Genomic DNA, 16,063 nt, shown 5'->3' on the forward strand with positions numbered 1-16,063 from the left:
TTTTCTGGCCGCGCCTTTGGCCTAAGGCCTTGAAAAGATAAAATTTATTAAATGGTCAAAATTTGAGGCAGGATTCCGCGAAGCGAAGCAAGGTCGTCAGGCGGGCAGCACTTAACCGGCGCTGAAAACGATTTTGATTATAAAATAGGCATTCGTCTAAATAATCGCCATTTGGCGTTGCACGCACAGCGCATAAAAAAGGCGAAGCCGAAACTTCGCCCTTTGTTTCACGCATCATACGGAGACGGTCGCGACCGATCACAGCGTGTTCTTCTGCATGCGGCCATCCTTCATGATGACCGCCAGACTTTCGGCAGGCTTTTCCAGCGCGTGGATATCTTCAAGCGGGTTGGTGTTCACAACAAGCAGATCCGCTAGCGCGTCCTTTTCAATCACGCCCAGCTTGCCCGGATAAGGATTACGCAGGTTGGAAAGGGTCAGAAGTTCCGCATTGCCGGACGTTGCCATGCGCAGCGCCTCGGCGTTCGAATACCACTGGCTGAGATGGGTGAGCATGAAGCTCTGCCGCGGAGCCAGTTGGGGTGAAAACAGAATATCTGAACCCCATGCGGTCTTGACCCCGTGCTTGCGGATCAGTTCATACATACGGGGCGTTGCGGCGAACAATTGCTGGGCTCTTTCAGCAGAAGGGCCGGTCAGTGTGCCGGTATCGTCCATGCTGAGAAAGGGCTGCGTGCTGAGCCAGACATTCTTGTCGACAAACATTCGCGCGGTTTCATCGTCCATCAGATGCGCATGTTCAATACAGCCTACACCGACATTCAGCGAGCGCTGCACGGTGTGCGGTGCATAGGCATGCACCGTCATATAGGTGTTCCAGTCGCGCGCCACGTCATTGGCGGCGCGTATTTCGTTTTCGTCGAAAGTGGACATATCGAGTGGGCTGCGCGGGGTTGAAACACCGCCGCCACCGACCAGCTTCACCTGCGACGCGCCTTGCATCAACTGCTCACGGACCCGCATCTTGAGGCTGCCCGCATCGTCCACGATGGCCGCGCCGCCGATCTTTTCACCGAGGCTAAGCTCGTTGCCGCCACGCGGAACCTCGAAAGGCATTCTAAGGTCGCCGTGTCCGCCCGTCGTGGTGATCATCGCGCCGGATGGGTAAATACGAGGCCCCGGAATAATGCCGTTATCAATCGCCTGTTTGAAAGTGAACACCGGCCCGCCCATGTCGCGAACCGTCGTAAAGCCACGCTCCAGCGTGCGCTCAGCCTCCGCCGTCGATGAGGCGAATATGCCCGCAGGATCGCCGGTCAACAGCACATTCAAAGGCACGGCAGCATATAAAGTGTGCCAGTGCGCGTCGATCAGACCGGGCATCAGAACGCGACCGCCGCAATTAACCACCGTGGCGCCTTCGGGCGGCGCGCTGTTTGTCGTGTCCACGGCGACGATCTTGTTGCCTTCGACGAGAATCTGGACATCGGCGCGCAGGCTGTCCGACTTGCCGTCAAACAGGCTGACCTGCCGGAACAAGGTCTTGGCTGATGGACCGGCCGTCTGGGCGTGGAGTTTCTTCGGGGCGGCCGCCGCGATGGCGGTTGCTCCCAGCCCGGCAAGGAAGGAGCGGCGTGAAAAACTGTCCAACCGGCGGGAAACCTGTTGCAAGGACGGGCTGAAACAGGAGCAGCCGGAGCCATGGACGAAGGATTGATATTTTTGTCCCAGCCGAAACATAACGGTTCCTCCTCTGTTACCGGAATGGTAATTTACAATAGAATTGAACGCTATGCGGATGCTAGAAATTCTATGAAAATAAGTATTGCAGAGTCAATGCTTATGAATATTCCTACATTTTATTCTTGTAATCACGTCAATGCAAATTTGCGTCTGTTTCCACCAGAAGCGGCTCGTCATTCGACATCAGCGCGGCGATCCACGCAGCGGAAGGGGCTGCCGCGCAATAGACGATGACGGCGATCAGGATCGGAACGCCAATGAATGCGCCAGCAATGCCCCACATGAAACTCCAAAAGAACACCGCGAATATGACCGCGAAGGGCGAGATCGACAGCGATGCACCGGCCAGCCGGGGTTCAAGATAACTGCCGATCACGAACTGGATGACATTGAGGCTGAGAAACACCACCAGGGCAAATTGCCAGGAGTCGAACTGGACGATGGCGAACAGTGTTGGCAAGGTCGTCGCAAAGAGCGGCCCCAGCACCGGAATATAGTTGAAGGAAAAGGCGATTGCGCCCCAGGCGGTCGCCAGTTCCAGACCTGCACCCAGCGCAAACAACCAGACAATCAGGCCAGTGAGAACGCTGGCAAATGTGCGCACCAGCATATAGCGCCGCAGCTTGGCGCCGATGATGCGGTTGCAGAGCAGGATGGTCTTGCCATAGGGCTGGGCGCGGGGGGAGGTGAGGCGCTTGTTGAAGTCGTCCACTTCCAAAAGGCCCAGCATGAGGAAGATGAAGACGAGAAGCAGGAAGCCGGCAAAGCTGTTCAGCCGTCCCGCCATGCCCTGCATGAAACGAACCGCCCACAGAACATCGAAACGGTCAGCCAATGGCCCGACGAGCGCAATGCCATGCTCCTCAAGCCAGCCGGTCCAGCTGAGATAAATCGCCTGCAAGCGATCAGCATTGATGAAGAACCATTGTCCGAGTTTGCTGACGCCCCAGACCAGCGATGATCCGACGACGATCATCACGGCCATGGAGACCACCAGCGTTATCAGCAGGGCAAGGCCGCGCGGCATATAGCGCTGCAGAACAGACTGGCACGGCCAGACCATGGCGATGATGAACAGCGAAAAGACGAGCGGCGCGAAAACCGACTGCGCCACATACATCAGGGCAAGGACCAGTATGGCTGGTACGATGGCACCGAACGTCCGCGTGCCTCCCGTCATTCGCACGAAACCTCGCCTAGTAGTCCACAGCGTCGCGAATGATGGGGCAGGTCATGCAATGGCCGCCGCCACGACCGCGCCCAAGTTCCGCGCCAGTGATGGTGATGACTTCAATGCCCTGTTTGCGCAGCAGCGTGTTGGCATAGGTGTTGCGGTCATAGGCAAAGACGACGCCGGGCGAGGCGCAGACAAGGTTTGCGCCGCTATCCCATTGGGTGCGTTCACGCATGTAATCATTGCCGCCGGTTTCGACGACGCGCATCTTCTTCAGGCCCAGCGCATCGCGCACCGTATCGACGAAGCTGCCCTTGTCCTTGTGCAGTTCGACGCCACCCTTGCCATCAGGCCGATAGGAAAAGGCATCGATCCCATCGACGATATCCGGATAAATCAGCACGCAATCGCGGTCGGCGAAGGTGAAAACCGTATCGAGATGCATGGCAGCGCGCAGTTTTGGCATAGCGGCGACGATGACACGTTCGGCTCCACCCTTGGCGAACAGGGCTTGCGCGACCTGACTGATCGCCTGCCTGGAGGTGCGCTCGCTCATGCCGATCAGCACATTGCCCTTGCCGATGGGCATCACATCGCCCCCTTCCAGGGTGGCGAGGCCCCAATCCTTTGTCGGGTCGCCCCACCAGACATTGACCTTGCCCGCAAAGTCGGGATGGAACTTGTAGATCGAAGACGTCAGGATCGTTTCTTCATGGCGCGCTGGCCAATAGAGCGAGTTCAGCGTCACGCCGCCATAAATCCAGCAGGTGGTGTCGCGGGTATAGAGAGTATTGGGCAGCGGCGGCAGCAGATATTCATTGGCCCCGGCGGCATCGCGGATCAGCGCCAGTTGTTCGCCGCCGATATCCTCCGGAAATTCCGTCGTGGACAGGCCGCCGATCAGCGTTTCAGCAAGCTCGCGGTTTGACAGGCCTTCGAGATAGGAACGCACTTCATCGATCAGCCCAAGCCCGATCTGGTTGGGCACGATCTGATGATCGAGAATCCAAGCCTTGGCTTCCGGCACAGCCAGCGTCTCGGCGAGGAGATTATGCATTTCCAGAACTTCGATGCCGCGGTCGCGCATCTTGGTCATGAAGTCGAAATGGTCGCGCTTGGCGTTATCGACCCACATGACATCATCGAACAACAGGTCGTCGCAATTGCTGGGCGTCAGGCGCTGGTGCGCGCGTCCCGGTGCGCAGACAAGCACCTTGCGCAATTGACCGACTTCAGAATGTACACCAAGCGGAGTGTCGTTTGTCATGGTGCTTGAACCTCCCTACGCGTGATTATTCGCCGAACATTCAATGGGTGATGAGGCCGGTCAGCAGACCGTAGAAACCGATCAAACCGGCAATCACGGTGATGGCAAAGATGACCAGTTCCACCGTGGTGAAGAGCTGCACCTTCTGTTCCCGCCTTGCCCAGAAATAAAGGATCGTGCCGGGCACGAAGAGCACGGCCACCAGCAGCACATATTTCAGCCCGGCGGCGATGAACATGAAGATGGTGTAGATGGCGGCAATCCAGGCAAAAACCTGATCGCGCCCGCGTCCGCGCGCATCGGCCTCATAACCTTCGCCGCGACGGGTCACCAAAATGCCGTAGCCCGCCACAAGCAGATAAGGCAAAAGCGACGTCACGCTCGTCATGTCCAGCATGAAGTTGAAGGCGTCCCGTGACCAGTAGGTCGAGATGACGAACAGCGAGACGACGATATTGGTCAGCCACAATGCATTGGCTGGAACCCGGTTGTTGTTTTGCGCCGCGAACAGTTTCGGCATGTCGTCCGATTTTGCGGCGGCAAACAAAACTTCGGCGCAGATAAGCGACCATGCAAGATAGGCGCCGAGAACGGAAACCAGCACGCCGATGGAAATGAACACCGCGCCCCAATGGCCAGCCACCACTTCGAGGACGCTGGCGAGCGAGGGTTGCTGAACGGCAGCGATTGCCGATTGCGGCATCACGGCATAGGGCAGCAGCGTGACTGCAACCATCAGGCCCAGCACGCCGACAAAGCCGAGAATGGTTGCCGTGCCCACATCGGAGCGCTTCTTGGCGAAGCGGGAATAAACGCTGGCGCCTTCGATGCCGATAAACACGAAGACCGTGATCAGCATCGTGTCTCGCACCTGCGCGATCAGCGGCTTGGCAGGCATGTCCGGGCCGCCGAAGAAGTTTTCGGCAAACTGATCGTAATTGAATGCGAAGATCAAAATGAGAATGAAGACGATGATCGGCACGATCTTGGCCACGGTGACGATAGTGTTAATGAAAGTCGCCTGTTCCACACCACGCAGGATCATCATGTGAAACGACCAGATTCCGATCAGCGAGACGACGATGGCGGGCACGCTGCTGCCATCGCCGAAGATATCGGGGAAGAAGCGTCCGAGCGTGGAGCCGATCAGCACCCAGTAAAACACGTTGCCGAGGCAACTGCCGAGCCAATAGCCGAAAGCCGAAAGGAACCCCATATAGTTTCCGAAACCGGCTTTGGCATAAGCAAAGACGCCGGAGTCGATATCGGGTTTCTTCTCGGCTAGCACCTGAAAGACGCGCGCCAGCATATACATGCCGGTGCCAGCGATCAGCCAGGCGATGATTGCCCCAAAGGGACCTGTGGCCGCACCAAAACGACCGGGCAGGTTGAAGATACCTGCGCCGACCATCGATCCCACAACCATGGCGGTGAGCGCGAGAAGCGGAAGTTTCTGATTGTCGCCTGACGCCATAGTCCCCTCTCATTACAAAACGAATAAGAATAGATACGAAAGCAGTTCTGGGCAGAATATCGGGTCGTCTGATCTAGATCGGTTTCACTGAGGTTTGAAACCTTGCAAACACTCTAGTTTTTGGTGTTCAACTACATCTTATCCGACAGCCGCCAGTCACTTTTCACGATGCGCTCTGTACGACAGTTGGCTAAGATGCTCCCTCTCTATTGGTGGCTCCGAAGCTAATGCATGTCAAATGATAAGTAAACGGGCAAGATGACTGTAGCAGTTGCCAATAAGGCATATGTTTCAATTCGATACAGTCAGATTTATATATGCGTAGGCGCGAAAAAGGGTTCGTCAAGACCAGTATCCAGAAATAAATTTTCCAGAACGGATCTCCGAATCTGCGGGATGGGAACCGGTTAGCGGCGCTCAACCATTTGCGATTTGGCGATGACCTTCACGACCCAGTCGGCAAAAACGCGCAGCCGGTTGCTGAGATGCCGGTTGGGCGGGTAAACCAGATAGATCGGCATCGGGTCGATCTCCCAGTCTTCGAGAACGGGCCTCAAGGTGCCTTTTTCCAGATCGTCCCGGACCATGAACAAAGGCGCCTGCGCGACCCCCAGACCGGCGCGTACCGCCGCCAGATAGGTGGTCGCTTCATTGGCGGCCACGACATAGCGCCCGTTGACTTCGATTTCCTCGGTGCCACGCCTGAACTGAAATGGCATTTGCTGCCCTGTGGACGGACGGAAATAGCCGACCGCATAGGTGCCGTTGGCAAGATCCGACGGGTGCCGCGGCGTGGAACAGCGATCCAGATATTCGGCGGAAGCGCAGGCGATGGAATGCATGTCGCCGATCCGTCGGGCGATCAGCGACTGGTCGGTCAATTCGCCAATCCGAATGGCGCAATCCACATTTTCCGCCACGTAATCGACCGGGCGATCCGATACGCCGAGATCGATCTGGATATCGGGATAGCGCTGGTGAAACTCGATCAGGGCTGGAATGACGATCAAATTGGCGACGGCGCTTGCCATTTCCACACGCAGGCGGCCTTTGGGCAAGGTCTGTGCGCTGGACAGGCTGCCGTCGAGTTCCTGCAGATCGGCCAGCAATCGCGCCGCGCGCTCATAGTAAAGTGCGCCGTCCGGTGTTACGAGAACACGACGGGTGGTGCGATTGAGGAGTTTTGCGCCCAGATGGGCTTCCAATCCCTGAATGAGATTGCTGATGGTTGCCTTGGGCATGCCGAGTGACGCGGAGGCGCGCGTAAAGTTTCCGGTTTCGACAACCCGGAGAAAGGCGCGCATGGCCGAAAGTTGGTCCATTGATCAATAACCGTCATTGTTCGAGATTTTGGATAGTGTAACCAATCTAGGGGGACTATTCCAGATAATAGACAATGCTAATATCTGACCATGGCGGTTTGCCGCTAGACATGAAAGCTAAGAAAGATGTGCGAGAAGTTTACGGTTGAAACAATGCAGGCTGGCAATTGCACCTGCACGGCACGCATTTATCGCGGCGCCAAATTGCTTTCACCGCCGCCTGTGGTGCTGCATCTCCATGGTGGGGCTTTCTCGACAGATTGTCCAGATACCTGCGAGGGTGTTGCCGAAGCTCTTGCCGATGCGGGAGCAGTGGTGGTCTCGCCGGAATATTCGTCGGCCTGTCTCAACCCGTTCCCGGCGGCGCTTGAGGTGGCCTATGCCATTCTGACTTCGATGCGTGCGCGTTGCCCGGAATTTGCACACAAGAAGTCGATGCTGTTCGTCGCCGGTGAAGAGGCGGGCGGTAATATCGCAGCCGGTTTGGCGCTTATGGCGCGAGATCAGAATCTGACGGATCTCAAAGGTCAGATATTGCTTTCGCCCATGCTCGACCCGTGCCTTGCGACGGCGTCTTTCCGCAAATACTGCCCGGAAAGTGCGGTGCAGGCCATGTCGGATGGCTGGCAGCATTATCTGGGTCAGTGCGGAGGGTTCACTCACCCCTACGCTGCGCCTGCGCTGTGTACGCGTCTTGCCGGTCTGGTGCCGACACTGCTCGTTACCAGTGCCGAATGTCCGATGCGCGACGAGACCCAGTCCTATGCCGAGCGGCTGCGTCAGGCAGGCGTCAAGGTTCAGTCCCATGTCCTGCCGGGTCAGGCTGGCTGGATACCGGAAAGTAACGTGGCGGACCGTGAGTGGTCGCCACAGAAAGAAGCTCTTGTCGGCCTGTTTTCGGATTTCTTCCAGCGGGCCGGTGCGAAAGCAATAGCAGCATAACGTCAGTTCGAAAGTCCTCCCAAGCTTTCATTTGACGATCAGAATGTAGCCGGCCCTGACCGGCAAGGAGATACAACATGACGTCGATCATTGGACGCCGGGCCCTGTGGGGCGCCGGCCTGAGTATCCTATTGTCTGCAGCTGGCGGTGGTGCCATTCTTTTTGGCGTTCCGCATCTGAAGGCGGATGCGGCGACGGATATTTCCGCGCCGCCTCCCGCGGTGCCGGTTTCGGTTGCCAAGGCGGAATCGCGCCGCATCTCGACCTGGGAAGAGTTTTCGGGTCGCCTTGAGGCAATCGAGCGCGTCGAAATTCGCCCGCGTGTCGGCGGAGCCATCCTGAAAGCGCATTTCCGTGAGGGCGCGCTGGTCAAACAGGGCGACTTGCTGGTCACCATTGATCCGGAGCCCTATGCGGCAGCGGTTGAAAAAGCCAGGGCGCAGGTTTCCGCCGAGGAAGCGCGTGTCGCGCTGGCCAAGACGGAACTGGATCGCGGTCGCCAGCTTGTAACCTCACGTACGCTCGCCCAGAGCGGTCTGGACCAGCGGTCAAGCGCCTTTGACGAAGCGCAGGCAAGCTTGCGGTCGGCCAAGGCGGCGTTGCGTTCGGCTGAACTCGATCTTCAATATACGGAAGTGCGCGCACCGATCTCCGGTCGCGTCGGGCGGCTGGAGGTGACAGCCGGTAATCTGGTTGCCGCAAGCTCCGCTTCGCCGGTGCTGACCACGCTCGTTTCGGTCGATCCGATCTATGCAAGCTTCAGCGCCAATGAAGAGGTTGTCACCAAGGCGCTTGCCAAGCTTGCCGCATCGCCGGGCGGCAGCGCCATCGAACGTATTCCCGTCCAGATCGGGACAGCTGCCGATGATGGCACGCCGATTTCCGGCCATATCCAGCTGATCAACAATGAAGTGGATGCCACCACGGGCACGATCCGCGTGCGCGCATCCATCGACAATCCGGATGGCAAGCTCATTCCCGGCCAGTTTGTGCGCATTCGCTTCGGCGAACCGGAACCGGGTGAAAAGCTGGTGGTGAGCGACCGCGCCATTGCCTCCGATCAGGACAAGAAATTCGTCTTCGTCGTGGGTGCGGACAACAAGGTTGAATACCGGCAGGTGGTGCTCGGTCGCAATTATGACGGCTTGCGCATTGTCGAAAGCGGCCTGAAGGCTGGCGAGAACATCGTCGTCAACGGCCTGCAGCGTATTCGTCCGGGCGTGGTCGTCGCACCGCAACCCGTAACCGAAACACTTGCCAAGAATTAACTGAAACGGCGCGTCTGACGACGCGCGCTAAACGCAAAAGCTCAGCCTATCCAATCCGCGAGAACGCATGTTTTCGCGGAACGGGAGAGTTTTCGCTCATCCGCCTAAAGGGGGATAAACAGATGAACTTTTCACGCTTCTTCGTAGACCGACCAGTCTTCGCTGGCGTTCTGTCGGTTTTGATCTTCGTGGCCGGTCTGATCGGCATGACAGGTCTGCCGATTTCGGAATATCCGGAAGTGGTGCCGCCGCAAATCGTGGTCCGCGCGCAATATCCGGGCGCCAATCCCGCCGTGATTTCCGAAACTGTCGCGACACCGCTGGAAGAACAGATCAACGGTGTTGAAGGCATGCTCTATATGCAGAGCCAGGCGACAGCCGACGGTGTCATGACATTGACCGTCACCTTCGCGCTTGGCACCGATCCCGATCAGGCGCAGCAGCTTGTGCAGAACCGCATCTCGCAGGCTGAGCCGCGCCTGCCGGAAGAGGTGCGGACCCTTGGCGTCACCACCGCCAAAAGCTCGCCCGACCTGACGCTGGTGGTTCACCTCATCTCGCCCGATGGCCGGTATGACGTGAATTATCTGCGCAACTATGCCGTTTTGAACGTCAAGGATCGTATCGCCCGTATTCCGGGTGTCGGTCAGGTGCAGATATTCGGCGGCGGCGACTATTCCATGCGCGTGTGGATTGATCCGCAAAAGGCGGCCGAGCGCGGACTGTCGGCCAGCGATATCGCAAACGCAATCCGGCAGCAAAACGTACAGGCCGCCGCTGGCGTGATCGGTGCTTCTCCGTCTGTTTCCGGTCTTGATCTCCAGCTTTCCGTCAACGCGCAAGGCCGCCTTCAGACACCCGAAGATTTCGCCAATATCGTCGTGAAATCGGGCAATGAAGGCGAAATCACCCGCCTCGGCGACGTTGCCCGTGTCGAGATGGGCGCCGCCGATTATTCGTTGCGCTCGCTGCTCGACAACAAGCAGGCGGTTGGTATGGGCGTGTTTCAGGCGCCGGGTTCCAACGCTTTGCAGATTTCGGAAAATGTTCACGCGGCCATGGCCGATTTGAAGAAGACCATGCCGGAAGGCGTGGATTTCGACATCGTCTATGATACGACCCAGTTCGTGAAGGCCTCGATTGAATCCGTCATTCACACCCTGCTGGAAGCCATCGTTCTGGTGGTGATCGTGGTCATCCTGTTTTTGCAGACATGGCGCGCGTCGATCATTCCACTGGTTGCGGTACCCGTTTCCATCGTGGGTACGTTTGCGGTCATGTATGTGTTCGGCTTCTCCATCAACGCTCTCAGCCTGTTCGGTCTGGTGCTGGCCATCGGTATCGTCGTCGATGACGCCATCGTGGTGGTTGAAAATGTCGAACGCAACATTGAACAGGGACTGTCGCCCGTCGAAGCGACCTATCGCGCCATGCAGGAAGTGTCCGGCCCGATCATCGCGATTGCGCTGGTACTGGTTGCGGTGTTTGTGCCACTGGCTTTCATTACCGGCCTTACCGGCCAGTTCTATCGCCAGTTTGCGCTGACCATCGCCATCTCGACGGTGATCTCGGCCTTCAACTCGCTGACCTTGTCGCCTGCTTTGGCGGCGCTGCTGCTGCGTGGCCATGATGCGCCTAAGGATCGTCTGACCCGCATCATGGACAAGGCGTTCGGCTGGTTCTTCCGTGGCTTCAACCGCTTCTTCGGTGCAAGCTCGAATGCCTATGGTCGCGGCGTGGGCGCAATTCTCTCGCGCAAATCGCTGGTGATGGGCCTTTATGTCGTGTTGCTCGGCGTCACCTTCGTTCTGTTCCGCGCGGTGCCCGGCGGCTTCGTTCCGGCACAGGACAAGCAATATCTGATCGGCTTCGCGCAATTGCCGGATGCGGCAACACTCGACCGTTCGGAAGATGTCATCCGCCGCATGACGGATATCGCGCTTAACCAGCCGGGCGTTGCCAATGCCATTGCCTTCCCGGGCCTTTCGATCAATGGTTTCACCAACTCATCGAATTCCGGCATTGTCTTCGTCACGCTGAAGCCGTTCGAGGAACGCAAGACGCCCGACCTGTCGGCTGGCGCTATCACCATGCAGCTGAACCAGAAGTTCGGCTCCATTCAAGATGCGTTCATTGCCATGTTCCCGCCGCCGCCCGTGCAGGGTCTGGGAACCACCGGTGGCTTCAAGCTGCAGCTTGAAGATCGCAACGGTCTTGGCTTCCGCGCGTTGGACGATGCCACCAAGGCGTTTCTCGCCAAGGCCTATCAGACACCTGAACTGGCCGGTCTCTATTCGAGCTACCAGATCAACGTGCCGCAGCTTTATGCCGATCTGGATCGTGTGAAGGCGCGCCAGCTGGGTGTGGCGGTGACTGATGTGTTTGAAACCCTGCAGATCTATCTGGGTTCGCTCTATGTCAACGACTTCAACGCGTTCGGACGCACCTACAGCGTGCGCATTCAGGCCGATGCGAATTATCGCAGCCATGCCGAAGATATCGGCAAGCTGAAGGTTCGTTCGCAGTCGGGCGAAATGATCCCGCTGTCGGCGCTGATGAAAGTGGAGCAGACCGTGGGTGCGGAACGCGCCATCCGGTATAACGGCTTCCTGTCTGCCGATATCAACGGCAATCCGGCCCCCGGCTTCTCGTCCGGTCAGGCGCAGGCGGCCATCGAGCGGATTGCGCAGGAAACCTTGCCTGCGGGCATCGCCTTCGAGTGGACCGATCTGACCTACCAGCAGATTCTGGCTGGCAATTCAGGCTTCCTCGTCTTCCCGCTGGCGCTGCTGCTCGTCTATCTGGTGCTGGCCGCGCAATATGAAAGCCTTGCTCTGCCCCTGTCGATCATCATGATTGTTCCAATGGGTATCATGGCTGCGCTCACCGGCGTCTGGCTGACGGGAGGCGACAACAATGTCTTCACCCAGATTGGCTTGATAGTCCTTGTGGGGCTATCGGCGAAGAACGCGATCCTGATCGTGGAATTTGCCCGCGAGCTGGAGCTTTCCGGTCGAAGTGTGGTGCAGGCCGCCGTCGAGGCCAGCCGGTTGCGTCTGCGCCCGATCCTGATGACCTCCATGGCCTTCATCATGGGTGTGGTGCCGCTGGTCACATCCACGGGTGCCGGTGCGGAAATGCGCTCCGCAATGGGTATCGCGGTCTTCGCGGGCATGATCGGCGTGACGGCCTTCGGCATCTTCATGACGCCGGTATTTTATGTGCTGATCCGAAAGCTGAGCGGCGAACGCCCGCTCAAGCATTCGGGGGCAAAGATCGAAGCACCGCATCTGGTGCCAGGCGAGTGATCGGAGCCGACAGAAAGATAAAAGGGCCGGAGCAATCCGGCCCTTTTCATACGGGTTATTGATTATCGCTGAAGGCGCGAATGATTGCGTCTTTCGAGCTGCCATTGGCGATAAGCGCCGCGAGCAAAATGCGCGCTTGACCGGGACGAAGTGTGCGGGCAGGGATCGCCCCTGCCGCCGCAAGATCGTATCCGCCGCCACCACCGCCATAGCTTGGCGTCAGCAGACCTTCCGGAACGCGGCTCGATACCACGACCGGGATGCCCCTTTCGGTGCAAAGCTTGACGGCTTCGACAATTGCCGGCGTCGCATTGCCGGAGCCAAGTGCCGCCAGAACGATGCCACGCGCGCCCGCCGCGATGCTTGCCGCGATATGGGTAGCATCGCAGCCGGGATCAATGGCAACCGTATCGACGCGGCTATCATCAAGCGGTGACGGCAGCTTCACATCCGGCAGCGCAGCTAGCATGCGTGTTGGATGAAACGCATCAGCACTGTCGCTGCTGGCCTTATAAACACCCCATGCAGGCAAAACCCGCCCGCCAAAAGCGATCAGCACGCCGCGCGCGGCATTGGCCGGATCCGTGGCAAGCCTGACCGCATCAGCCAGATTGGCAGGGCCATCGGCATGGGGACTATCCGCTGTAAACTGCGCACCGGTAAAGATAACCGGCTTTGCAAGCCGGTGCTGAAGCTGCACCAAAAGCGCGGTTTCCTCCATGGAGTCGGTGCCATGCAGGACGACAACGCCGTTGATGTCGGGTTTCTCCATCGCTTCGCCGACTGCATTGCTGATATGCTGCATGTCGGCCAACGTGAGCAGCGAGGAATCCTTCTCCATCAGGTTGATGGGGCGCAGATCGGCCTTGAGATCCGGCAATAGCGCAAGTAGGTCTCCGCCGGATAAGGTCGGCGTGCTCGCGCCATTTTCACCGCGTTTGCTTGCAATGGTGCCCCCGGTGGCGATGACCGCCACCACAGGCTTGATCGGCGATGTGTTCACGTTTCCCCTCGCTTGCTTAGTGTGCTTGCATCTATAGCACGTTATGTAGCAAGTCGATGGATACGGTCGCGCATCAGATACCATCCGATGATGAGGAGGGGGATGATGATCAGCAGCGAGGCGATGGTCATGGTTCCAACCGGATAATCGAACGCCATCAGCACCAGCACGCCAAGCAGGAAAGCAAGCGTCAGGATACCCGTATAGGGCGCGCCGAACATCTTGAAATCAGGCCGTTCGATTTCGCCGCGCCGCGCCAGATACCAGAGCTTCAGCTGGCAGAGAACGATGACGCCCCATGCGGTGATGATGCCGAGCGCGGAGAGATTGAGGGCAATTTCGAAGGCGTCCGAAGGCACGATGGCATTGAGAACGACGCCTATCACTGTCACGACGGCGGTGACCGCGATGCCGATAAAGGGAACGCCGTTCTTGTTCATCTTGGCGAGTGCGGCAGGCGCGGAGCCTGAAACAGCCATGGAGTGCAGAATGCGGCCTGTCGAATAGAGACCAGCATTAAGCGATGAGAGAACCGCCGTCAGTACCACGAGGTTCATGATGATATCTGCACCTTCGAAGCCAATCTTGCTGAAGAAGGTGACGAACGGGCTTTCACCGGCGGAATAGGCCGTATAGGGCAGCAGCAGCGAAAGCAGCAGAACCGAACCGACATAGAAGACGAGCAGGCGGAAGACCACGGTGCGGATTGCGCCGGGCATCACCTTGCGCGGGTCTTCGGTTTCGCCAGCCGTTGTGCCGATCAGTTCGATGGAGGCATAAGCGAAGACGACGCCCTGTATGATCACGAAGGCCGGTAATATGCCGTTCGGAAAGAAGCCGCCGCTATCGGAAATGATGCTGAAACCAGCGGCATGGCCGTCAATCGGCGTGCCAGAAACCACGAAATAAATGCCGACCGCCAGGAATATGACCAGCGACAGCACCTTGACGACACTGAACCAGAATTCCATCTCGCCGAAGACTTTCACCGACATCATGTTCATCGCAAGCACGATGAACAGGGCAGCCAGCGCAAACATCCACTGGTCGACCCCTTGCAGCCAGGGAAAATAGTGCTTGAAGAAATTCATATAGAGCGCAACGGCAGTGACATCGGCCACCGAGGTCATCGCCCAGTTCATCCAGTACATCCAGCCAGCCGCAAAGGCCAGTTTCTCGCCGTAGAACTCGCGAGCATAGGAGACGAACGACCCCGAACTTGGCCGATGCATGATCAATTCGCCCAATGCGCGTAAAACTAGAAAGGCAAAGAAGCCGCAAAGCGCATAGACGAAAACGAGGGCAGGCCCCGCCTGCGCGAGGCGTCCGCCTGCGCCGAGGAAAAGTCCGGTGCCAATCGCCCCGCCGATGGCGATCATCTGGATTTGCCGCGGCTTCAGTGCCTTGTGGTAGCCGTTGTCTTCTTCGATAAATATTTCTCGTTCTATCGGCTTGGCCCCCAGACCGACCTTCACTGTATCAATCGACATTGCTCCTCCCGGGTAAGCGCTTTGCAAGCGCGTTTTCGATAGGGCCATTTCACAGCTTGAATCGCTAATTACAGCGCGCCGTTGGCCGTTCAATAGGGGTGTTACGTCACCCAATTATGAGGGTAATCTGTTAAGCTGTATGACAGATTAGGAGGTCTGTTAACGCATATTGAAATTAACGCGTCAAGTCACCGACAAGACCGGACCGGGCCACTTGAGGCTCTTCGCTTTCTCTTGGAAGCATTTATTGTTTTGAAAATAAGACGTTAGCTTTCAGCTTCCGTTCGCAGCAATTTTACCCGGCTCCCAAGATTGTCCCGGTGACAATTGTCCACAGGCACCGGCGAACTCGAAAGTGAGAGCGAATTCTGGCTTCTCCGCAGGAAACGTTTAAGCGGCGCTGTTTCCCGTGATGGCATTCACCGCAGTTTTGACCTTGCTCAGATGCGCTTCCATGGCAGCGCGGGCGTCGGCTTCCGAACCGGCTGCGATGGCGTCGACGATCCGGCGGTGTTCGATATTGGAGGCTTCGCGGCGACCTGCCATGAGATTGATGAGCTCGGATTGCTGGATGAGCGCATTGCGCGCATCGGCGACGATCTTGGCGAAAAGCGTATTGCCGGAGGCAACGGCTATGGCGCTGTGAAACTCGGAATCGAGCAGCTCCCACTTATGTGGATCGGTCTGCCGGTCCAGCCTGTCGCAAAGACCCAGCAGATGGGCGAGCTGCTCTTCGCTACGACGAAGAGCAGCCCAGCCTGCCGCCGGAATTTCGATAAACGGGCGCGCTTCAATCAGGTCGCGCGCGGAATAGCCATCATAGCTCAGTTCCGCTGCGGGCGTTGCGTTCAATACATAGGTGCCGCTGCCAGTGCGGGTTTGTGTGAGGCCGAGCGTTTGCAGCGAGCGGAGAGCCTCGCGCACGATGGGACGGCTGACACCGAACCGGTCCGCCAGTCGCGCTTCCGAGGGGAGGCGCGTGCCGACCTGAAGGCGACCGGATATGATCGCCGACCGTATGTCGTCGAACACGACTTCGGCGGCGTTCTTCCGGTTGACCGGATGTGTTTCCGATAGCCAGTCGGCCAATTCGCTCATGCCCCAGCCTCCA

Annotated in this window: 11 protein-coding genes; 3 read left to right on the top strand and 8 right to left on the bottom strand. The window is 57.9% G+C overall.

Annotated features, from left to right (window positions below; all coding sequences use genetic code 11):
* Positions 1-258: 258 nt before the first annotated feature.
* The 5 genes from D8666_RS14355 to D8666_RS14375 all read right to left on the bottom strand — a co-directional run bounded on the left by D8666_RS14355 (position 259) and on the right by D8666_RS14375 (position 6,941).
* Positions 259-1,701 carry a metal-dependent hydrolase family protein gene (locus D8666_RS14355; RefSeq protein WP_109366882.1) on the bottom strand — a complete coding sequence of 481 codons (1,443 nt, stop codon included), beginning with the start codon at positions 1,699-1,701 and terminating at the stop codon, positions 259-261.
* Between the two features lie 136 nt (positions 1,702-1,837).
* The gene (locus D8666_RS14360; protein WP_109366883.1) at positions 1,838-2,884 is read right to left on the bottom strand and encodes an AI-2E family transporter; all 1,047 of its coding nucleotides are present in this window, start codon (positions 2,882-2,884) and stop codon (positions 1,838-1,840) included.
* A gap of 16 nt (positions 2,885-2,900) precedes the next feature.
* On the bottom strand, positions 2,901-4,145 hold the full coding sequence (gene arcA, locus D8666_RS14365) for an arginine deiminase (RefSeq protein WP_109366884.1): 1,245 nt from the start codon (positions 4,143-4,145) through the stop codon (positions 2,901-2,903).
* 40 nt (positions 4,146-4,185) lie between these two features.
* A complete protein-coding gene (locus D8666_RS14370; protein ID WP_121538440.1) occupies positions 4,186-5,619 on the bottom strand; it encodes a basic amino acid/polyamine antiporter in 1,434 nt (477 codons plus the stop codon).
* A gap of 407 nt (positions 5,620-6,026) precedes the next feature.
* On the bottom strand, positions 6,027-6,941 hold the full coding sequence (locus tag D8666_RS14375; protein ID WP_109366886.1) for a LysR family transcriptional regulator: 915 nt from the start codon (positions 6,939-6,941) through the stop codon (positions 6,027-6,029).
* Between the two features lie 126 nt (positions 6,942-7,067).
* Here D8666_RS14375 and D8666_RS14380 point away from each other — a divergent pair, with 126 nt between their 5' ends.
* The 3 genes from D8666_RS14380 to D8666_RS14390 all read left to right on the top strand — a co-directional run bounded on the left by D8666_RS14380 (position 7,068) and on the right by D8666_RS14390 (position 12,459).
* Positions 7,068-7,883: an alpha/beta hydrolase gene (locus D8666_RS14380; protein WP_109366887.1), complete on the top strand. Its 816-nt coding sequence runs from the start codon at positions 7,068-7,070 to the stop codon at positions 7,881-7,883.
* Between the two features lie 77 nt (positions 7,884-7,960).
* On the top strand, positions 7,961-9,151 hold the full coding sequence (locus tag D8666_RS14385) for an efflux RND transporter periplasmic adaptor subunit (RefSeq protein ID WP_109366888.1): 1,191 nt from the start codon (positions 7,961-7,963) through the stop codon (positions 9,149-9,151).
* Positions 9,152-9,273: 122 nt separating this feature from the next.
* The gene (locus D8666_RS14390) at positions 9,274-12,459 is read left to right on the top strand and encodes an efflux RND transporter permease subunit (protein WP_109366889.1); all 3,186 of its coding nucleotides are present in this window, start codon (positions 9,274-9,276) and stop codon (positions 12,457-12,459) included.
* A 55-nt stretch (positions 12,460-12,514) separates the two neighbouring features.
* Here the strand turns inward: D8666_RS14390 and D8666_RS14395 are convergent, their stop codons facing one another.
* From D8666_RS14395 to D8666_RS14405, 3 genes are all read right to left on the bottom strand, one after another.
* The gene (locus tag D8666_RS14395) at positions 12,515-13,462 is read right to left on the bottom strand and encodes an asparaginase (protein ID WP_167836089.1); all 948 of its coding nucleotides are present in this window, start codon (positions 13,460-13,462) and stop codon (positions 12,515-12,517) included.
* Between the two features lie 41 nt (positions 13,463-13,503).
* Positions 13,504-14,952 carry an amino acid permease gene (locus D8666_RS14400; protein ID WP_121538444.1) on the bottom strand — a complete coding sequence of 483 codons (1,449 nt, stop codon included), beginning with the start codon at positions 14,950-14,952 and terminating at the stop codon, positions 13,504-13,506.
* A 390-nt stretch (positions 14,953-15,342) separates the two neighbouring features.
* Entirely contained in the window at positions 15,343-16,050 is a 708-nt protein-coding gene (locus tag D8666_RS14405; RefSeq protein WP_109366892.1) for a FadR/GntR family transcriptional regulator, read from the bottom strand.
* Between the last annotated feature and the right edge of the window lie 13 nt (positions 16,051-16,063).

This window comes from Ochrobactrum soli (assembly GCF_003664555.1).
Lineage (GTDB): Bacteria > Pseudomonadota > Alphaproteobacteria > Rhizobiales > Rhizobiaceae > Brucella > Brucella teleogrylli.